At 70.2% G+C, this 20,335-nt stretch carries 13 protein-coding genes; 2 read left to right on the plus strand and 11 right to left on the minus strand.

Annotated features, from left to right (window positions below):
- Positions 1–5 precede the first annotated feature (5 nt).
- Positions 6–3,152 (minus strand): discoidin domain-containing protein, encoded by a 3,147-nt coding sequence (locus tag OP79_RS32120; RefSeq protein ID WP_033325175.1) that lies wholly within the window; start codon positions 3,150–3,152, stop codon positions 6–8.
- 337 nt (positions 3,153–3,489) lie between these two features.
- Here OP79_RS32120 and OP79_RS32125 point away from each other — a divergent pair, with 337 nt between their 5' ends.
- Positions 3,490–5,616, plus strand: coding sequence for a hypothetical protein (locus tag OP79_RS32125; protein WP_033325176.1), 2,127 nt, complete (start codon positions 3,490–3,492; stop codon positions 5,614–5,616).
- A gap of 116 nt (positions 5,617–5,732) precedes the next feature.
- Here OP79_RS32125 and OP79_RS32130 read toward each other — a convergent pair whose 3' ends face one another.
- From OP79_RS32130 to OP79_RS32155, 6 genes are all read right to left on the minus strand, one after another.
- Positions 5,733–6,728 carry a glycoside hydrolase family protein gene (locus OP79_RS32130; RefSeq protein WP_033325177.1) on the minus strand — a complete coding sequence of 332 codons (996 nt, stop codon included), beginning with the start codon at positions 6,726–6,728 and terminating at the stop codon, positions 5,733–5,735.
- Positions 6,729–6,771: 43 nt separating this feature from the next.
- The gene (locus OP79_RS32135) at positions 6,772–8,058 is read right to left on the minus strand and encodes a TRAP transporter large permease subunit (protein WP_033325178.1); all 1,287 of its coding nucleotides are present in this window, start codon (positions 8,056–8,058) and stop codon (positions 6,772–6,774) included.
- Between the two features lie 3 nt (positions 8,059–8,061).
- A complete protein-coding gene (locus tag OP79_RS32140; RefSeq protein ID WP_051745083.1) occupies positions 8,062–8,667 on the minus strand; it encodes a hypothetical protein in 606 nt (201 codons plus the stop codon).
- Positions 8,664–10,808: a hydantoinase/oxoprolinase family protein gene (locus OP79_RS32145; RefSeq protein ID WP_033325179.1), complete on the minus strand. Its 2,145-nt coding sequence runs from the start codon at positions 10,806–10,808 to the stop codon at positions 8,664–8,666. The genes OP79_RS32140 and OP79_RS32145 overlap by 4 nt, the downstream gene beginning before the upstream one ends.
- 122 nt (positions 10,809–10,930) lie before the next feature.
- The gene (locus OP79_RS32150; RefSeq protein ID WP_033325180.1) at positions 10,931–12,541 is read right to left on the minus strand and encodes an FAD-dependent oxidoreductase; all 1,611 of its coding nucleotides are present in this window, start codon (positions 12,539–12,541) and stop codon (positions 10,931–10,933) included.
- Positions 12,542–12,627: 86 nt separating this feature from the next.
- Positions 12,628–13,731 carry a LacI family DNA-binding transcriptional regulator gene (locus tag OP79_RS32155; RefSeq protein WP_078492141.1) on the minus strand — a complete coding sequence of 368 codons (1,104 nt, stop codon included), beginning with the start codon at positions 13,729–13,731 and terminating at the stop codon, positions 12,628–12,630.
- Positions 13,732–14,227: 496 nt separating this feature from the next.
- Here OP79_RS32155 and OP79_RS32160 point away from each other — a divergent pair, with 496 nt between their 5' ends.
- Positions 14,228–15,637, plus strand: coding sequence for a glycoside hydrolase family 76 protein (locus OP79_RS32160; protein WP_245685529.1), 1,410 nt, complete (start codon positions 14,228–14,230; stop codon positions 15,635–15,637).
- A 130-nt stretch (positions 15,638–15,767) separates the two neighbouring features.
- On the opposite strand, the gene OP79_RS32165 is transcribed toward OP79_RS32160, so the two are convergent.
- From OP79_RS32165 to OP79_RS32180, 4 genes are all read right to left on the minus strand, one after another.
- Positions 15,768–16,847 (minus strand): ABC transporter permease, encoded by a 1,080-nt coding sequence (locus OP79_RS32165; RefSeq protein WP_106972530.1) that lies wholly within the window; start codon positions 16,845–16,847, stop codon positions 15,768–15,770.
- The gene (locus tag OP79_RS32170; protein WP_051745084.1) at positions 16,844–18,385 is read right to left on the minus strand and encodes a sugar ABC transporter ATP-binding protein; all 1,542 of its coding nucleotides are present in this window, start codon (positions 18,383–18,385) and stop codon (positions 16,844–16,846) included. Before OP79_RS32170 ends, OP79_RS32165 begins: the two co-directional genes overlap by 4 nt.
- Positions 18,382–19,548, minus strand: coding sequence for a sugar ABC transporter substrate-binding protein (locus OP79_RS32175; RefSeq protein WP_051745085.1), 1,167 nt, complete (start codon positions 19,546–19,548; stop codon positions 18,382–18,384). Before OP79_RS32175 ends, OP79_RS32170 begins: the two co-directional genes overlap by 4 nt.
- A 167-nt stretch (positions 19,549–19,715) precedes the next feature.
- A complete protein-coding gene (locus OP79_RS32180) occupies positions 19,716–20,231 on the minus strand; it encodes a cupin domain-containing protein (RefSeq protein WP_051745086.1) in 516 nt (171 codons plus the stop codon).
- Between the last annotated feature and the right edge of the window lie 104 nt (positions 20,232–20,335).

A 20,335-nucleotide genomic window follows, 5' to 3' on the forward strand; every position in this document is an offset into this window, starting at 1 on the left:
TCGGGTCACGAAGTGACGGTGAGGGACGTGAGTGCGGTGTGGCCTCCGGCCGGGGCGGTGACCCGGAGTGCCACATAGCGGGCCGTGCTGTCGGTGCGCAGGACTCCCCGCGCTGTCAGTCGTGCCGCGCCCGTGTACGTACGGCCGTCCCTGCTGAACTCCGCCTGCGCTGCCGGAATGTGGCCGCCCCGCCACTGCGTGCGGATCTCCGTGATGTGCCGCTCGGCGCCCAGGTCGACGACCATGCGACCGTCCGGGCCGGGGGTCCACGCGGTGCCTTCGTCTCCGTCGACCACGGCTTTCGGGTCCGTCATGCCGGGCGGCAACGGTACGGTCGGGAAGGTGGGACGGCCGAGTGCGAGATCGGCGAGCGGGTACGCCGTGGCGCGCGGCACGGTGACCGTGGTCGTACGGCCCGCGCGGACCGTGGCGTCGAGGCTCTTGCCCTGAGCGGAGACGGTGACGCGGCAGGAAGGTCCGCCGAGTCGCACCGTGCGGCCGTCGACCACCTCGGCGCGCAGACCGACGGGAACGCGCTCCCCGGAGAGGACCATGCGCGCAGGCAGCAATACGGCGGAAGCGGCGGACAGTTCGGCTACAAAGTCCGTGCCCGATTCGGTGACTGTCTGGACACCCGCGTACAGGCGGATTCCCTCGGAGCCCGAGCGCGGGATCGTCACCGTGGTCGTCACCGGATCCGAGGAGAGGTTGAACAGGCTCAGGTAGTCGTCCGTGAGAGTGGCCTTCACCTGGGCGGACTGCACCGAGGGTCTCTTCCGGGCGGCTGCGGCGCGGAGCCGCTCGGGCGTCGCGTCCGGGAGTCCCTCGACCAGAATGCCCTCGGCCGGTCCGTCGGAGAGGACGACCGTGTTGCCGTACACCGAGATCGGGTTGGCGCCGCCGCGCACGACGAGACCGGCGCGGCCGTCGATGTCCAGCCAGCCGCCGCGGCTGGTGAGGTCCGCCTGCGGCCAGGCGACCAGGTCGGTCCAGTTCTGCCCGTCGACCGATCCCTGCATCCGGTACGCGCGGCCCGCCGCGGCCTCCCAGCGCAGGGTCACCCGGTCCACGTCCAGGGCCGCGCCCAGATCGACGGCGAGCCAACTGTCCGCGCGCGGACGGTCCGCACGGGACACCGCCCAACGGGTCGAGCCGTCGCCGTCGACCGCGAGCGCGGGCTCCTTGCCCGGGTCGAAGGAGGACGCGGAGGCCGTCGCCCCGGCGCCGCGCGCCAGGTCGGCGCCACCGGCGCCGTCGCGTATCTCGAAGGCGTACAGCGAATAGCCGTACGAGGGGTCGGGGCGTACCCCGAGCATCCGCAGATGGCGGAACCGACCGCGAGGAAAGGTGAGTTCGTCGACCCGTGGGCCGGTGGGAGTCGAGGGACCGGCCTGGGCCGCGACCGTCGCGCTCCCCTCGGCCGCCCGGTACGTGCGGCTTCCGTCCAGCCCCGGCATCCCGGGCATGTTCAGGTTGTGCACCTCCAGGTGGCCTTCCCCGGCGGCCGTACCGGAGGTCGCGTACACGACGGTCCCGGTCGGGAGCGTCGTGAAGCCCGCGTACCCGGTGTCCAGCGTGAGCAGGCTCGCGCTGCCGTCGAACCCGTCCCGCAGCCGGGAGTACGCGACGACCGACCGTCCGGTGACCTTGGCCCCGGTTCTCGGCAGGAACATCGGCGCCGTACCGCTGAGCGCGAACAGCCAGTCGTCATGGGCCGGTTGCCAGGCGAACTTCACGAAACCGGCTTTGCTGACCACCCCGGCCCACGCGCCGGGCGACTGGTGGGAGACGAGGCCGGGGCCCGGGCCGTGGTCGGTGACGCCACTCGCCTGCTCGAAGAGCTCACGCTGCGACAGGGGTCGCACCGGTGCGCGCCCCGACCGGACCCGCCACTCGTGGAGCAGATAGCTGATGGCCAGTTCGGCGCGCGCCTCGGGTTCGTACTTGGGTTCACCCGAGAACTTCGCGAGGCGGTACTGCGGCGGATACGCCTGGTAGGCCTCCAGACGTTCGGCCAGGGCGAGTTCGCAGCGGGCCGCGGCGCGATCTCCGGTCACCTGCGCGAGGAAGGCGAGCGGGATGATGTCGCGGCCGTAGAGATGTTCGCGGTCGGCGACCATCGGCATCAGCGGCTCGCCCGCGTCGCTCATCACGCCGAGCAGGGTGCGCCACAGCGGGCCGGCGTTGGGCTGGGCGGTGAGCACCTGGGGGAGGGCGCGGCCCGCGACGAGGAAGTGGGCGGCGTTGCGTCCGGAGGTTCGCCAGAGTTCTTCCTGGTAGTGCGGGCCGAACGAGCCGTGGTTCTCGACGATGAACGTGTCGTACAGGTTCTGCGCGGTGTTCTCGCTGACGGCGATGCCGTCCACGCGGGCCGGGTTGGCGAGGTCGGCGGCCGGCAGGCCCGCCTCGTTGCGGCTCCACCGTCCGAAGGCGCCGCGCCATGCCTCGTACCGCGCGTCGTCGCTCGCCCAGGCGAGGCCGGGGGCGAGCGCCTGGGCGTAGATTCCCATCTCCTCCAGCTTGGTGTCGCCCTGGAAACCGCCGTCGAGACCGCGCGGGGTCCAGCCGCCGGAGTCGGGATCGTCTCCCGTGCCCAACCCAGCGGTGTACTGGGCCTGTTCGCAGGCGACGGTGTCGACGTTGCGGCGCGTCACCTCGTCGAGGTCGTCCCACAGCAGCCGGGCCGCCAGGACGAAGTAGGACTGGAAGGTGGTGTCGAAGAACAGTTTCCGGCCCCACTGGGTGCCACCGGTCAGTCGGTTCGACGCCGCGAAGTGCTTCAGGGTGGCGAGGGTACGGGCGCGCAGGGTGTCCTTGTCGACTCCGGCGCGCTCGGCGTCGTACGGGCCCCGGGTCAGCAGGACGGCGTTGCCGAGCACGACCGCGAAGCCGAAGTCCTTGGCGGCGTAGTGGCCTTGGGCCGCGTCCCACTGCTGTTCGGACCAGCGGGTGTGGGTGAGGAGGACGCGGTAGTACGTGTCGGAGACAGGGGTCATTGCCGGATCGGGTCCGGCCGCCGCGCCCGATCCGACGGCCGCCGCGACCAGGGCCTGCCCTGATCCCAGGACGAGCGGGGAGGCGGTCAAGGCGCCGGAGACGCCGAGCAGCTGAATGAGGTGACGGCGGGTGAACTCCGTGGCTGGCTGCGGCATGCGGCGGCCACCTTTCCATCGACAACGTTGTCAGACGGTCGCGGTCATTCTTCGGGTGCACCATGGGCGCGTCAAGAGTGCTGCCGCTTGTCGGCCTTGAGGTTTGGGCAATTGGGCCGCGCAGCCCTGTTGACCGACCCGTCGAGCGCCGCTTAGGTTTCACGGCGGTGAAAGCGCTTGCCGTTGCTGGTGTGTCCCTGATGGCGGCCGGCGGGTCCCACCCCGCGCCGCACCGATGCGCACCAATCCCAATGACGAGATGGTCCAACTGCGAGAAGGGCCCGACTGCCCTGCAATTCTGACAACGATGTCAACGGACGAAGGGTGATGCCCGATCATGTCCCCACTGAGCCGCCGTCTCTTCCTCGGCACGGCCTCGGCCGCCTTCCTGGCAGCAGGCACCGGATCCGCCGCCGCGCTGTCGGAAAGCATCCGGCGCAGAGCGAGAAACTGGACCTTCGAGAACGACTCCCTCAGGGCCACGGTCACCTACGAAGACGGTGGCATCCGCCTCACCGGGCTCCTCAACAAGCGTGCGGGCCGCGACTACCTGGCGGCTCCCTCACTGCTCTTCGCCCACGAACTCGACGGCACCGACACCGTCCGCGCAGACGACGGAGGATGGCGCCTGGGAGCGACGACCAGGGAACTGATCACCGTGCGCACGAAGGAGAGGTCCTGGCGGGTCGGGGAGCGCGTCCGCATCCCCCTGCGCAGAACCGCACCCCGACCGTTCCTCGTCACCCTGGTCTTCGAGATCTACGACGGCGACGCGGGCCTGCGCTACTTCACCCTCGTGCGCAACGAGGACACAGCCCGCGACCTCACCCTCACCCGCTCCACTGTGATCGACCTGCGGCTGCCGAACGAGCCGCATACCCTCCACTACGTCCCGAACATGAAGTGGTTCAGCACCCGGGGGTCGTTGAGCACCGCCCCCGTCGGCAGGTCCTGGCCGAAGAAGGCCCTCACCGTGTACGACACCGGGGACGGCTGGAGCATGAGTCCCGAGCTCAACTGGAAGACCCAGCGTGGCAACGGCAACTACCCGACCGACTACATGCTGCCGCCGTTCGCGGGCATCAACGCCTGGCACGAGCAGGACACCGTCTCCGTGGACACCCACCCCGAGGCGCTGCGACTGACGCTGTTCCCGGGTGAGGAGTTCGAGTATCTCGCGGTGAACCTCACGGTCTTCAAGGGCGACGTCGTCGACGGCAAGATGGCCGACGAGCTGCACTTCCGCAAGCGCTTCAAGTACCACCACACGACCACGCTCTTCCACCAGAACGACTGGGACTACCGCGGCGGCCCAGGTCACGAACTGCCCGTCGGCTACTACTACGACACGGTCATCCCGCAGACGAAGCGGGCGGGCCTCGACATGGTCATGCTCGACGACTACTGGAACACCACGCGCGACACCATCGAACCGAGTGACTCGATGAAGAAGTCCATCACCAGCCTGGGCACGCTCTCGAAAACCCTCAAGGACAACGGACTCGGCTTCGGCCTCTGGTTCTCGCTGACGGGAGACGGCCACCTCAAGGGCCGCGACCTCGCCGACCCGGCCCAACTCACCTACAAGAGAAGCCAGATCGAGACGCTGCTCAACGACTACGGCGTCACCCAGCACATGATCGACCTCACCGAGTACTGGCAGAACGAGCGGACGACCGCCTATTCGCACCCGAGTGACAACGTCTACCGCAAGGCCGTCCTCACCCGGAACATGCTCAACGACCTGGTGACGAAGAACCCTCAGTACCTGCCCAAGCTCACCAGCGAACTCGACATCGCCCCCACTCAGGGCGACCGCAACAACGGGTTGCTGCACATCGCGTACAACGGCTGGAACACCTCCAACGGAGGCGTCACCGGAGAGGACCTGTCGCTGCGCACCGCGCTCACCGCGTTCGGACACCTGCCGATGGCCGCGACGTACATGAACGGCGGCAAGATGACCGGCCGCATGGAGGACTACTACTCCTACATGGCCGTCCGCGCGGTCAAGTTTCCCCAGGACCCCGGTGACGCGACCAAGTGGCCCGACGCGGCGGTGAGGCTCATGGGCGTCTTCAACGCCTGGCGCAGGCGGCCTGAGATCACCGCCCTGACGGACGGCCAGTTCCTGCCCGTCCACCTGGGCCAGGGTTGGGACACGACGGAGTGGGACAGCGCCAAGGGCCCGTACGTGTGGATGTGGGCGGACGCCTCGCGCCGCACCGCCCTCCTGATCGCGACCGCCGCCGGCACCGCGCAGACCGCCGTCGATGCCAAGGTGCGCTGGCTCAAGGACCGTACGACGTACGCCGTCACGGACATCACCATCGACGACGACGGCACCCAGGCGCACACCGCGAAGGGGCAGTTCACGGGCGAGCGCCTGCGCACCGATGGGCTGCCGGTCGACCTGTCCGAGAACACCTCGAAGGGCAAGGCGTTCTGGCTGGAGGCGACGTAGGCACAGGGCGCACACATCCCGGGTCCGACAGGCCGGCGTGGCATGACCGGCCCGCCCGGCCGCGAAGGCGCTCGACCCCGCCGGGATCGAGCGCCTTCCCCGGCACAGTGCCCGCGTCAGGCGCGGGCCATCGCGAGGGAACCGGCCAGGCGCTCCCCCGCCTCGTAGATCATGTACGCCACGCCGCCGTCGGTACCGAACGTCGGGGAGGCTGATCGGCCGTTCTCGGGGGCCGCGTTCCGGGAGTTGTAGAAGACACCGAGGTGGGCGCGCCTGCTGAAGTCGTTGCCCACCTCCGTGATCATCAGGTCGCCCCCGCTCGCCTTGTCCTTGTTGTAGACGACGTACGTGCTGTTGTTGCGGTGGAGCAGGTGCGGCCCGCCGATGTTGACGGCGCCGACGTCGGAGTGACGGACCAGCGGCTGCTGGTCGTAGCTCCAGGTGCGCCCGTCGGCCGACCAACCCCAGTGGATGTCACGGTGGTTGGTGGTGTTGTTCAGCATGAACACCATGACGTAGTGGGCGCCGCGGGACGGCAGCTCGTGCGGGAAGACACGGGCGTACGACGTCTCGGTCGTGCCGCTCGGCAGCATCGACGTGGACAGGACGACCTTGTCGTAGGTGAAGTTGATGCCGTCCTTGGACCGGGCCAGTCGCGTCGTCGTGTTCTCTCCGTGGAAGTAGAGCCACATCTCCTTGGCACTCTCGTTCCACATCACGTGGGCGGACGCCACATGGCTGACGGAGTAGTGGGGCTGCCAGTTGTTCGAGACGATCGGGTTGTTCGGATACTCCGTGAAGGGGCCCTCCAGGGAGTCGCCGTAGGCCAGGCAGATGCCGCCGGGCGCGTCGTGCGGCCCGTAGTACAGGTAGTACTTCGCAAGGGGACTGGAGAGACGTCCGGCCGTTCCGCGGATGCACGGGAAGATGATCTCGCCCGTCGGGTTGTACTTCAGCTGGGACGGGGTGAGCAGCGTGCGGACATAGGTGTAGTCGGGGAATCCGCCGGGTGCGGCGGACGCGGCCGGGGCGGAGAGTCCGCCGAGGGTGAGGGCGGCGCCGGTGGCCGCGGTGGTGCGCAGGAACAGGCGACGGTCGAACCGCTCAGGCATGGTCGGCTCCGGGGAGATCGCAGAGACGGGGAAATGGGGAACGTCAGAGGTAGGTGGCCGCGGTGACGCACAGCCCGCCGAGGGCGACGGCCCACACATACGGGAGCGTGCGCACCATGACCTGCTGCGGGGAGACTCCCGCGTACTGGGCAGCCCAGACGGTCTGCGTACTGGTCGGGTCGGCGACGCCGAAGACCTGGTTGTACGACGTGGCCATACCGAGGACGACCGCGGCGGGATAGATGCCCGTGGCGATCAGGACGCCCGCGATCCCAGCGCCCAGCCCGAAGACGTTCAGCGGCCCGCGGTAGAGGCACAGCGGCGCGAGCAGCGTGAAGACGATGACGAACAGCACGGCGTTGTGCGGGCTGACCGCCTTCATCAGCGGTTCGAGTGCGTCGACGGCACCGGGCAGCTTCACCGCGGCAAGCAGGATCCCGATGGCGATGAACAGGGCGATCGGCGGGGCGGCCACCTCGAATCCGCCGTACAGGGTGCGCAGGAGCCGCTTGTTCATGTCCCGGGGCCGGGTGGTGGTGGCCAGGGCGTACAGGATGCCGGCCAACAGGGAGGGGATGATGGCGAGTTCGAAGCCCAGGGCGAGGATCAGGGGTACGGCCGGGGCGAGCAGCGCGTGCCAGGGGGCGTCGCCCAGCTTCTCCCGTCGGCTGGGTGAACGGGGTTTTTCCTGCAGGGACGTGAGCGACCAGGTGTGTTCCACGCCGCGTCGGCGCGACTCGGCGAACACGTAGAGGACGGCGGCCACCAGGGCGAACGGGAACAGCTTGACCATGAACCCGCGGACGGTCGGCACGGGCAGTTCCAGAGCCGTGGAGAAGAACTGCCACAGGGGCAGTTCGAAGGGGATGCCCACGGCGATGCCCATGAGGATGGTCCCCGCGGCGGTCACCTTGGGGATGCCCACGGCGATCATGGCCGGGATGCCGATGAGCCCCGCGAGCATCGCGGCGGGCGCGGAACCGGTGACGGTCCCGACGAGGGCGGAGACAGCCAGCACCCCGAGGGCCACGACGACCGGGCGGTCACCGCCGAACTCGACGATCTTGCGGACGAGCGTGGCGGCGACGCCCGTCTCCTCCAGGAGTTTGCCGAGCCACGAACCCAGCACGATGGCGATCATGGTGGCGGCCAGCGTGGGCGCGCCCTCCTGGAGAACCGTGTCGATGACGCTGTTCTTCCCGGTCAGCGGCGCGCCGGCGAGGAAGGCGATGACGACGGCGAGGATGACGAGCGCGAAGGCCGTGGGCAGTCTGCGGGTGAGCATGGCTGCGACCCCCGCCGCCATGACGAGCAGGATGACGAGACCCATGGTTCATCTCTCCATTCCGGGCGCGGTCACCGCGGCGGTGAGCGCGGCGGTGAGGAGCAGGGGGCTTCGGCCGAGTCCGCAGACCGTACGGGCACAGGCGTGGGCGGCGATCTCCTCGGCCCCCGCCACATGGCCGAGGACCCGGAATCGGCCGAGCCGCAGGGCGATGTGCCCGACCGCTTCCTTGAGGGCGGCCTTCATCTCCTTGCGGTGCAGCAGTTCGTGTGCGGCCTCATGGGCGAGGGCCGCGGCACGCACGGATCCCACGGGATACCAGGAGCGCCAGCCGAGTTCGTCGATCAGCGTCTCGGCCCGTTCGATGGTGTCGGTGTACAGCTCGACGGTGGCGGGGCGCGAGGTGTAGCGGGCGAGCAGTAACTGTTCGAGTCCGTCGCCGCGTTCGACGATCCGGGCGCGGCACGGGCCGGGGTCGAGTGTGGCGCCGAACGCGTCGGCGGCCTGGGCCCATTGGCGCAGTCGGGCACCTTCACGTCCCTCGTGCGTGGGCGTCGCGGCGAGCAGGCGTACCGCGAGATCGAGGTCGTCCGCGGCCGGATCGGCGGCGGGCCCGAGGAGTCCCGCCGTCCGTCCCGCGAGGGAGCCGGTCATGACCGCACCTCCAGTACGGCGACCACGGGTTCGTCGGCCGCGCGGTCACGCATCTCGCTGCGGGCCAGGGCGAGCAGGGGCTGCGGGTCGAGGACTCCGGAGAGGTCGGCGATGCGGGAGCCGAGGAGGAGGCGCAGCGCGGGGGCGCGGACGCCCCCGTCGCCGTACGAGGTGGCCTCGCGCACCAGGTGGGCGAGGAGTTCGGGGGCGGCAGCCACGGTGGTGGCGGCCACGCGCGCGTCGGAGGCGTGCAGGCGCACCACGCCGTCGGCGTCGACGACGCGTACGGGTCGCCGGGTGGCCTTCATTCGGCGGCGCACCTCGGTGCCGTAGACCGTGTGGGCCGGTGTGCCGGCGAGGACGCGGACTCGGGCGGGGTCGGTCTTGAGGCTGGCGGCCGCTGCGGCGAGGCGTCCGGCGTCGTCGGTGCTGTGCGTGCGGTCCTGGGTCCGCAGTTCGGTGGCGCCGGTGGCGATGGCGCGCACGGTGCTGGTCTGCGGGTCGAAGGTCACCTCGACCTCGACCCCGTCGGCCGCGGCCCCCTGGGCGATGACGGCCTGTTCGGCCTCGGCGCGTACGGCGAGGATCTGCTCCTGGCCGGCACCGGGGATGATCCGCTCGATCTGCTCCCGCACCAGGGCGAGGGCCACGCCGATCGGGCTGATGACCTCGCTGTGCCGGGCGATCCTGCCCTCCATCCCGCTGAGCGCCGCCACGTGCGGAGTGACGGTGGCCGCTCCTCCGCCACCGCCGACGAGCACCGCGGTGTCGGGGTCGAGGCGGTAGTCGCGGACGAGCCTGTCCACCACCTTCCTCACCTGGGTCACGCCCGCGTCGAGGATCCGGCCCGCGGCCGTCGGCACGTCCACGCCCAGGACGGCGGCGAGGGGGGCGATCGCGGCTCTGGCCACCTCCTGGTCGCAGCGCGCGAAGTCCCCTTCGGGGACGCGGCCGAGCGCGTTGGCGGCGCAGGTCATGGTGATGGCGTACCGGCCGCCCGCCGCGTCCAGGACGGCGTGGTCGGCCGGGTCGTCCGGCATCGGGGCCACCGTGGCGAGAGTCGCGTCGCGCAGGTCGTCGAGGTCGGCGAAACAGGCGTAGGGCAGTCCCGCGATGTGGGCGCTGCGCGGCCCGACGCCTGTGACACGGGCCTGCTCGACGCGGGTCCGGTCGACGCGGACCATCGAGCCGCCGCCGACCCCGACGGTGCGAACGTCCAGGGCGTTGAGGTACGAGGCCTTGCCGAGCATCGTGGCGTGCCGGACGGCGACCCTGCCACGGCGTACGACGCTGATGTCGGTGGAGGTGCCGCCGGTTTCGAGGAAGACGCCCTCGCTGATCCGCTCCTGCATCAGGGCGCCGGCGACTCCGGCCGCGGGGCCCGACAGCACGGTCAGGAGCGGGCGTCGCCGCATCTCGTCCAGCGCCATGACCCCGCCGTCGCAGCGCATGACCATGAGCGGTGCGGTGACGCCCGCCTTGGTGATGGACGCGTCGACGAGGTCGGCGGTGGTGAGCATGCGCGGCAGGATGGCCGCGTTCACGACGGCGGTGCGGGTCCGCTTGTGCAGCCCGTACAGCGAGGTGATCTCGTGTGCCGCCGTCATCGGAAGCCCGGCCGGCCCGGCCGCCTCCAGTACGGACTGCTCCCCTTCGGGCCGGTCGACGGCGAACGGCTCGGTGGCGACGAGGACTTGGGCGCCCGCTCCCGTCAACTCCTCGACCGCGGTACGTACGGCGGTCGCGTCGTCCGGGTCGGCGACGTGGGCGTAGGCGAGCGGGAGCCGCTTGCCGGGGGCGAGTTCGAGCCGGCCCAGCGCGGCGAGGCGGCGGGTCAGGACGGCGGCGGGTCCTGAGCCGATGCCGATCAGGCCGACCGTGGCGACATCGCCCTCCAGCAGGGCGTTGGTGGCCTGGGTCGTGCCGTGCGCCAGGAACGCGATGTCGGCGGGAGCGCGGTCGACCTGTTCGAGCAGCCGGCCGAGCGCCTCGACGATGCCGTGGGCGACTCCGTCCTCGTGATGGTGGCTGGTGGGCACTTTGACCTGGCCCAGCAGGCCCAGTGTCGTGGCGTCCACGGCGACGGCGTCGGTGAAGGTTCCGCCCACGTCGATGCCGACGCGGATGCGGTGATGGGTCATGTCGGAGCACCTCCTTGTGCTGTGAGAGTCGTGCTCGGGCGGTCGCGGGCGGGGCAGGGGAAGCCGGGGCCGCCCTGCTCACGCGCGCGGTTCGGCGTCCGGGGCCGCCGTGTGTGCCGGGGTCAGTAGCCGCGTACGTCGGGCCAGTGGCGCTGTACTCCGTCCTGGTCGAGCCGGCGGGCGAATTCCTCGAACCGCTTGTCCTCGGCCTGGACCTCGTGCGGTTCGACGTCCTCGGCCAGGCAGTGGGCGGCGAGCGCACCGGCGGCCTCGCCGATGTTCCACTCCACCGGGTGGAGCCGGAAGCAGCCGTTGGTGATGTGCGTCGTGCCGATGTTCTTGCCTGCCGGCAGCAGGTTGCGGACCCGTCGCGGCACCAGTGCCCCGAGCGGGATCTCGAAGGGCACCGAGCCGATGTCGATGTAGGTGTCACCACCCGTCGAGGGGTGCAGGTCGATGCGGTAGCCGCCGACTCCGACGGAGTCCCGGTGCCTGGTGCCGCCGTAGGGTCCGACCAGGTCGATCGCCACGTCGTGCTCGGTGACGGTGGTGACGGCCTTGATACGGCGCGACTCGCGGACGTACGGCGCCTTCGCCAGGCCGTCGGCGGTGCCGGTCACGTCGGGGCGCAGGCGGAGGCCCGGTAACCCGGTCCCGCCGTCCGGGCGGGGCGCCTCGGTCTGCAGCCAGTACAGGACCGACAGGGACAACTGCCGTGCCTCGGTGACCGCTTCGGCTCCGGTCCGCGCTCCGGCCCCGACGAGCGGCTTCAACCAGTAGTCGTTGAGCGGCCAGTTGACGAGGGTGATGTCGGAGTCGAAGGCTCCGGGGCGGTGCATCTTGTGGGCGAGGATGCGGCGGAAGCCCCACAGTTCCTTGTCGCCCGCGTCAGTGCTCTGGTCGGCGCTCACCGCGAGCGGGTCGTGGTCCGGGTTGGGGACGAAGGTACGCGACACGGGTTCCAGGGTGCGCGGATCGGGGGCCTCGAAGCCGAGGAGCGGGCCGGGCCAGAAGTCCGGCCGGTACGCGCGCCAGAAGTCGTAGTCCGCCGGACGGTCGACCGTGTGGTCCTCACCCTCGTGATGGGAGAGCGCGAAGCACACGGTGATGCCCTGCTGGTTGAGCGGCTGGGCCCGGTCCGGGGCGTGCGGCTCGTCGTACTCGGAGCGCGCCTCGGCACCACAGGCATGCTCGACACCCGCGAGGTCCAGGAGTTCACCGGTCTCCGTGGCGTCGAGGACGTACCGGGCCGCGATGGTGACGCGGGCCCTGTCGTACCGGTGCTCCAGCGTCACGGCCCGTATGACATCGTTGTCGGACTCCGCCGCGACGGGCCGGTGGTCGGTGAGGACGGTCAGCCGTCCGGCGGCCCGGTGGGGCGCGAGCATGGCCTCCAGCACGGCCAGTGCCACGCGCGGCTCGTGACAGAGTTTGCTCACGCGTCCGGCGCCGGGGTTGAGGTCCGTGAGCGCCAGCGCCTCCGAGCGCATCGGGTACCACTGCCGGTACCACTGCCGGATGCCCTCACGGAGTTGGCGGTACGAGGCGGTGGTGCCGAACTGCTCGACCCATGGGTGTTCGTCCGGGGGTACGGCCTGCGAGGTGAGCTGTCCGCCGATCCAGTCGGTCTCCTCGGTGAGCACGACGCTGCGTCCGGCCCGGCAGGCGGCCAGCGCCGCGGCGACGCCGCCGAGTCCGCCGCCCACGATGAGGATGTCCGCTTCGGGTATCACGCTTCTCCTTGCTGGTTGTTCTGGTCCACGGAGGATTAGGTGGACTCAGTCGACTCGGTGGGCTCGGTGGATTCGGTGCGGGGAGGTCAACGGCGCTCCGGCGGCCTCCCGGTGGTCGCACCTGGCCGGAACACACAAGTGACCAGGGGTTCCTCGGCCTGCTCGTCGGCCACAAGCGCGGCCAGCAACCGGACCGCGGCCGCGCCCAACTCGTGGCGGGGGATGTCGAACCCGGTGGGCTGCGGACCTTCGACGAGATCGGGCGGAGGGCTGCCAAGGAGAGCGAGGGAGAGGTCGTCGGGGCAGGTCAGGCCGGCTTCGTCCACGGCTGTGCGCAGGGCGCGCCAGGCGGCCCCGGTGTCGGTCTCCTCCGCGACGAAGGCGGTGACGCCCTCGGCAAGCCATCGGCCCAGCACCTCGAGTGTGATGTCGCGCTGCGGATCGGCACAGCGGAAGACGGCCTGGGGCCCACCGGCCAGTCCGGCCGACTCCAGCCCCTCCAGGAAGCCCCGTTGACGGTCCGTCGAGGCCGGCGCGTCATCGTCCTCACGGACCAGGACGATGCGGCGGTGCCCCAGTGACGCCAGGTGCCGGACCACTTCGCTGCTGGCGCTCACATAATCGGCGCCCACCCAGGACAGGCCTTCCAGCTCCTCGCGACGCCCGAGGTGCACGACCGGGAACCCGTCGGCGACCATCCGCTTCAGCTCGGCGAGCGGGACGTGCCGGCCAAGGAACAGACAACCGTCCGCGAGCCGTACCCGGTTCAACGCCTCGGGCCCGGCCGCCCCGGCGCCACCGGAACTCGACCCCGTGAACAGCACCAAGTCGTAGCCGCGCGCGGCGGCTTCTCGCTCCACGCCGACGAGGAAGGGGTAGTACGAGTGCTGCACGTCCGTCGGGAAGGTGGCCGTGAAGCTGAAGACGCCGAGCAGGTTGTTGCGGGCCGCTGCCAGGCGCCGAGCCGCAGGATCCGGTGCGTAGCCAAGACTGCGGGCGGCATCGAGCACCCTCTGACGTGTCTCGTCGGAGATCGCCGAGGCCTGCGCCTTGTCCGACAGCACGAGCGACACCGTGGCCTGGGACACTCCGGCCAGTTGGGCGACCTCCGCCTGCCGCGGTCGTGACGTGCGTCCCGCCGCCGTGGGGGTCCGACCACGCCGTGACCGCTTCCTGGGCTGTTCCACCATGCTCCCCACCCGGCCGTTCACGGCCGATGTCCGGGCTGTTCATGCGTATCAGTAATGCGCATTAGCACGAACTGTGAGCGCCTTGACGGCGTCGGTCAAGGCTTCTTGCACGACTTGTTCGGACCTCGGCCAACGGCGAGAAGCGGTGCGAGTCGATCCTCCCGGGACACAACGGCTGGTCACGCGGGCCGCGTTCAGCCTCCTCACCGGCCGACTCCGACGCGGACGGCGTGCCGAGCGGTGGAGCAGCGCCGCTCGGCACCCCGTCCGGCGAAAGCGCCGACGGCACGGTAAGGATCAACTGTCCGGCGATGTCGCGGGGTTGCGCGATCAGGTCCAGACCATTGACGTGTACACCGCTTCCGGTTAGCGTCTGCGCACACGCTTTCAAGGACCAGCCCCCGTGCCCCCACCGCAGTGTTCGGCAAGCCTCGGGAGTTCTTCCATGCGCGTCAAGCGATCTCTTTCAGCCGCACTCCTGCTCACCCTGACAACGATGTCGTCCTTCCTGGTTCAGGCCGCTCCGACGGCTTCGGCGGCCGTGTCGGCGACGGTGTGCAACAAGTACTGCGACGCGCGCGACCCGGCCCTCAGCGGCCAGGACCGCAAACCCGTCACCGCCACACTCTTCGGGCGCACGTTCGTGCTGCACTTCAACGACGCCGACGCCATGGGCTGGGCGTCCATAGGCAACGGCAGCCCCCGGGACGAGGTGTGGATGGACCGCTCATTCGACGGCGGGCGCACCTGGTCCTCCGGCAGCAGGATCGGCGCCACCACCATCCCGGCGGGCCAGAGCGGCTGGCGGACCATGATGTACAACGTCGACGACTGGGCGAACCACGGTGTCGGCGCCCTGCGCGCCTGTGGCAAGGCCGCCGACCGCACCGACATCGTCTGCACGCCCTGGGCCCGCTCCACCTGGAACGCCGCCGACCGGCGCACCGCGGCGGCCACCGCGCAGATGCAGTTCTACGACTACGGCACCGGCCTGTTCGACACCACCGGCTGGTGGAACTCCGCCAACGCGCTGCACGCCGTCATCGACAACGCCCGGGTCACCGGCATGCGGAGCTACACCTACGCCATCGCCCGCACCTACGACCTCCAGATCAACGCCCACGCCGGGCAGTTCCGCAACGACTACATCGACGACACCGGATGGTGGGGCCTGACCTGGATCGCGGCCTACGACCTGACCGGCGACCCCCGCTACCTGGCCACAGCCCGGGCCGACGCGGACTACATGGCCTCCTACTGGGACAACACCTGCGGCGGCGGGGTGTGGTGGAGCACCGCGAAAACGGTGAAGAACGCCATCCCCAACTCCCTCTACATCGAGCTCAACGCCGCCCTGCACAACCGCATCCCGGGCGACACCACATACCTTCAACGCGCGAAGGCGGACTGGACCTGGTTCCAGGGCACCGGCGTGATCAACTCCGACCGGACGGTGGGCGACGGCATCAGCCTGAGCACCTGCAAGAACGGCAACGCCACGGTCTGGTCGTACAACCAGGGCCAGCTGGTCGGCGGTCTGACCGAGCTGTACAAGGCCACGGGCGACTCCTCCGTACTCACCGCGGCCCGTCGGATCGCCGACGCCAACACCACCTCCAGCAAGCTCAACACCTCGGCCGGCATCCTCAAGGACCCCTGCGAGAGCGGTGACTGCGGCGCCGACGGTCCCTCTTTCAAGGGCGCCGACGTACGCGGCCTGGCGAAGCTCAACGCGATCCTGTCCGACCACCCCTACACGGCGTACCTCAACAAGCAGGCAGCGCAGGCCTACGCCTCCGACCGCAACGCGCTCGACCAGTACGGGCTGCGCTGGTACGGCCCCCTGGACAAGACCGACGCCGCCCGCCAGCAGAGTGCCCTCGATCTGATGAACGCCGCCTCCTGACTGCCCGCTGCACGAGCCGCCCGCGCCGCCCGGCCATGTCGCCGCTGCCCGCGGTACGGCGTTCGATGCGCTCAGCCCCTCTGGGGGCCGGCCGACGTGCCCGTAGAGGGTCCCCGGAACGAGCGGGCCGCTACAGCGCGGCTCCGGCGGCTCGCTTGCGGCCGAAGTACGTGGACAGACCCACGGCGAGCAGCAGCGCGGCACCGTTGAAGACCGGATCGACCCAGTCGCTGGCGCCGGCCAGCGTAAGGCCGCTGACGGTCTCCGAGACGAAGATCACGCCGATCATCGTGCCCAGCACGTTGAAGCGGCCGGGCTCGATCGCGGTGGCGCCGAGGAACACGGCGGCCAGGGCGGGGAAGAGGAGGCTGGTGCCGCTGTCCGCGGTGGCGCCGCCGACGCGGGCGGTCTGCAGGACGCCGGCGATCCCTGCGAGCGCTCCGGCGATGACGAAGGTCAGCAGCAGGTTGCGCCGAACGCGGATGCCGACCAGGTTCGCCGCCCGGGGGTTGGATCCCATCGCGTACAGCGCCCGCCCGTACGGCGTGTGACCCAGCAGGTACCACATCAGGGCACCGAGGACCACGACCACCGACACCACGCGGGGCAGACCCAGCCACTGCTGGGAGCCGAAGTCGAGCAGGGCGGGTGAGACGCCCGCGCTGATGGTCTGGCCGCCCGAATACCACTGGATGACCCCGCCGAGGAGAGTGGCGCTGCCCAGAGTGGTGATGAACGAGCTCATCTGGAACCGGGCCACCATGATGCCGTTGACCAGTCCGATGAGCACGCCCGTCGCCACCGCGGCGAGCACCGCGGGCACGACACCCACGCCGTGGCGGGCCATGAGCGCCGCGCACACCAGGGAGCTGGTCGCCGCGTTCGCCCCGAGGGAGAAGTCGAAGTAGCCGGCGGCCAGCGGCGCGAGGGCGGCCAGCGCCAGCAGGGCGATGACCGACTGGTTGCCGGTCACCACGCTGAGGTTGGCGGAGGTCGGGAAGACCGCGGCACTCGGCGGGTAGAGGCTGAAGAACACCGCCACGGCGACGGCCAGGGCGGGAAGGGTGTACCGCTCGGCGAGCCGCCCCGGCGACAGCGCGGACCGCCGGGTGCGCCGGGTCGGTTCCGTCTCCTTGGACGTCTCGGATTTCGGTGGGGACGGGGGCGTCGGGGGCGAGGATGCGGAAGAAGTGACACCGTTCATGGTCATGTCCTGGCTCCGGAGGTGAGGGACGGTGAACGCTGGACGAGGTGGACGAGGCGGTCGGCACTGAGCCCTTCGCCGTCGGCCTCGGTGACGACGCGGCCTTGGTGCAGCACGAGGACCCGGTCGCACAGGGCTGCCAGTTCCTCCAGGTCGGAGGAGGCGACGAGGACCGCGCAACCAGCGGCAGCGGTGCGGCGGACCACCGTGTAGATGTCGGCGCGGGACATCACGTCCACGCCCTGGGTGGGCTCGTCGAGGAGCAGCAGCTGGGGGTCGCGGCGCAGCCAGCGGCCCAGTACGGCCTTCTGCTGGTTGCCGCCGGACAGGGTGCTGAACGCCGCCTCGACGGAAGGTGCCTTCACGCCGTAGCGGCTCACGAGGTCCTGGCTGTCGCGGCGTTCGGCCCCGTGGTCCAGGCGCCAGCGCCGCCAGTAGTGGCCGAGCACCGACATCGAGAGGTTGGCCCGCAGCGGGAGGTCCGCGAACGCGGCATCGGCGCCCCGGTCTTCGGGGACGTAGGCGACGCGAGCGCGCATCGCGTCGCCGGGGCCGGTGAAGGACACCTGGTTGCCGTCGAGTTCGATGGTGCCGCCGGTCGGCCGGCGGTCGCCGAAGAGGGTGCGCAGCAGTGAGGTGCGGCCGGAGCCGAGCAGGCCCGCGACGCCGACGATCTCACCTGCGCCGACCTCGAGGTCAACGCCACTGAGCGGGCCGCCGGTCAGGTCGGTGACGGTGAGCAGCGGGCGGGGCCGGCTCTTGCTCACGGTCGGACGCACGGCCTCGTCCAGTGCGCGCCCGGCGATGAGCTCCACCAGTTCGGACTCCGTGGGGCGGTGGTCCACGAGGGTGCCGATGACCCGGCCGTCCCGCAGGACGGTGTAGTCGTCGGTGACGGCGATGACCTCGCTGAGGCGGTGGCTGACGAGGATCACCGTCTGCCCCTGGTCGGCACGTCGGCGTACGGACTCCAGAAGGAAGCTCGCCTCGTGCTCGGGCAGACTCGCCGTGGGTTCGTCGAGGACCAGGACGAGGTCGTCCCGGCCTGTCTCCTGTAGTGCCCGTGCGATGGCGACCATGGTGCGGGCGGCAGGCCGCAGGGTGCCGAGGAGCGCGCGGGGGCCGGCGTCGATCTCGAACCGCTCCAGCAGTGCGGCGACCCGGTCGTGCAGCGCCCTCCAGCTGATCCGGGCGCCCGCCCGGGTGGGCCAGCCGGAGGCGAGCGCGATGTTCTCCGCCACGGTGAGGTCGTCGAAGACCCCGAGGTCCTGGTGGACGAAGCGGAGCCCGGCCGCATGCGCGGCAGCGGCCGTGAAGTTCCGGGCGTCCCGGTTCTGCCCGCCGACCTCGATCGTGCCGCCGTCGGCGCTGTGTGCACCGGCGAGGATCTTGATGGTGGTGGACTTGCCGGAGCCGTTGCCGCCGAGCAGCGCGTGGACGGTGCCGGCACGAACCTGGAGGTCCGTGCCGTGGAGCACCGTGGTGCCGCCGAACTGCTTCGTCAGCCCGGTGATCCGCAGTGCCGTGCCGGACGGGCGGCTCACTGCGTCCCCCAGCCGGTGGTGTAGTGCTTGATGTAGTCGACGGGCGGCTCGTAGGAGCTGCCCTTCTTGGGCAGGTTGTGGTCGGCGTCGATGCCGACGAGGCCGACGCCCGCCGACTCTGCGGGCTTCTGGCCCGCCAGCAGCCGGACGGCGTCGTCGACGGCCGCCCACGACAGCTGCTTCGAGGAGTAGCCGACGTCGCCGTCCTGCGCCCCGCCGCTGCGGATGACGTCGGCGTTGGCCGCGTTGCCGAAGTTGCCGACCACGGTGAGCTGGGCACTCCGCCCGGAGGAGGATATGGCCTGGCCGATGCCCGCCTGCAGCCAGCCGTCGATCGGGAAGGCGACCGCGTTCACGTTGGGCGCCCCGAGGAGGGCGGAGGAGAACTTGGAGCCGAGCGTGTTGTTGACGAGGTCCTGGTTGCCGACGTCGAGCTGCTTGACGACCTCGCAGCCGGAGCACTTCTTGAGCTCGTCACGGAAGCCCTTGGTGATCATCGGGCCCCAGATCGGGTCGGTGAAGTTGACCAGGAGCACCTTCGCCTTGCCGTTGGTCCTGCCGATGACGTAGTCGGCCTGGAGCGCGCCCATCCGAGCGCGGTAGTCCTCGAGGGGCATGCCCTTGAGCGGGGCGGTGACCGCGGAGTACAGCTTCTTGCCTCCGGCCACGTCGCAGTCCATACCGCCGTTGCCGATGGTGACGATTCCGGCCTTCTTGGCCTCGCCGAGGGGGCCCTGGACGGCCGGGCAGTCGACGCCCACGGGCATGATCACGTCGGCCTTGGCGCTGATCGCCTGCCGGATGCACGCCCCCCAGCCGCTGGGGTTGAGCTTGCCGTCACAGAGCTTGGTCTTCCAGCCCACGGCCTTGCCTGCCGCCATGGCGGCCTCGCTGGGCTCCACACATCCGGGCTGCTGCTGGCCGCAGGAGACGACCCAGAGGTTCATCCCTGCTTTCGGCTTCGCAGTGACCTCCGGCAGGTCCCCGGTGGCACCCTTGAAGGCCGTCTCCAGGGCGGCGCGCGCCTCCTTGGAGGTCCCGGAGTCGGAGGATCCGCCGGCCGAATTGCTCGCGGAGCCGCCGCAGGCGGTGGTGACGGCGGTGACCGCCGCGACGATCAGGGGGAGGGCGAGTCTGCGGAGCGAACGCCTTTGTTCGGACACGATTCTCCTTGGGGAGCGGTGGCGGGAATGTCGCCATTTCGGGAGTCGGTGATTGCTGGAATTGAACACAGCGGGCGGCTGCAAGGGAAATTGCGAATCGGTATGAATGTCATCACGGAGCACGATGTGTTTGATCCTGCCGATCCGCGGCCGCTTCAACAGCGATATCAGGGGTGACTGGGATCCGTTAGCAGGCTTTCCATGACTCCTTCGGGAAGCCGCTTCGTGAGCCGGTCGGAGAATTCGCCGTCGACAAGTACGAACGCCATCCGGGCAACCGCTCCGGAGCGGTTCTCCCAGCGGTGATCGGTGCCCCGCTGTACGACCACGTCCCCTGACCGCAGCACGGTCTCCGTGTCGTCGAGCACCAGGACGACCTCCCCCTGCAGCACGATGCCGTAGTCGACGGTCTGCGTGCGGTGCATGGGCGACACGACACCCGGCGGGAACTCGTTGATCCTGATTTTCGTCCCGTTCGGGTCGGGCGGCACGGTCAGGGAGATCTGCGTCGGCTCCGGTTCGTCAGGGTCTACAGGCGCCGGCGTTCGGCGGGTGTTCCACAGCTCGTGGAAGACCGCGCCGTCCGGTGCGGTCCGCACCACGGGCGGCGGTCCGTCCGAGAGGAACACCGACTTTCCGTCATCGTCGTGACCGGTGACGACCCGGCGAGAGGTCCAGCTCATACAGCTCACCTTTCAGCGTGACCAATGAATCCGTGAAAAATGAATCAGCGTGTGACGGAAAAGGGCACAGTGCAGCCCGCCATCAGGTGCGGAAAACACCGCAG

The organism is Streptomyces yerevanensis (assembly GCF_000716805.1).
Classification (GTDB): domain Bacteria; phylum Actinomycetota; class Actinomycetes; order Streptomycetales; family Streptomycetaceae; genus Streptomyces; species Streptomyces flaveus.

Bases quoted from the DNA above. Each gene is read 5' to 3' on its own strand.
- OP79_RS32120 (WP_033325175.1), bottom strand. From the start codon at position 3,152: ATGCCGCAGCCAGCCACGGAGTTCACCCGCCGTCACCTCATTCAGCTG.
- OP79_RS32125 (WP_033325176.1), top strand. From the start codon at position 3,490: ATGTCCCCACTGAGCCGCCGTCTCTTCCTCGGCACGGCCTCGGCCGCC.
- OP79_RS32130 (WP_033325177.1), bottom strand. From the start codon at position 6,728: ATGCCTGAGCGGTTCGACCGTCGCCTGTTCCTGCGCACCACCGCGGCC.
- OP79_RS32135 (WP_033325178.1), bottom strand. From the start codon at position 8,058: ATGGGTCTCGTCATCCTGCTCGTCATGGCGGCGGGGGTCGCAGCCATG.
- OP79_RS32140 (WP_051745083.1), bottom strand. From the start codon at position 8,667: ATGACCGGCTCCCTCGCGGGACGGACGGCGGGACTCCTCGGGCCCGCC.
- OP79_RS32145 (WP_033325179.1), bottom strand. From the start codon at position 10,808: ATGACCCATCACCGCATCCGCGTCGGCATCGACGTGGGCGGAACCTTC.
- OP79_RS32155 (WP_078492141.1), bottom strand. From the start codon at position 13,731: ATGGTGGAACAGCCCAGGAAGCGGTCACGGCGTGGTCGGACCCCCACG.
- OP79_RS32160 (WP_245685529.1), top strand. From the start codon at position 14,228: ATGTCGTCCTTCCTGGTTCAGGCCGCTCCGACGGCTTCGGCGGCCGTG.
- OP79_RS32165 (WP_106972530.1), bottom strand. From the start codon at position 16,847: ATGACCATGAACGGTGTCACTTCTTCCGCATCCTCGCCCCCGACGCCC.
- OP79_RS32180 (WP_051745086.1), bottom strand. From the start codon at position 20,231: ATGAGCTGGACCTCTCGCCGGGTCGTCACCGGTCACGACGATGACGGA.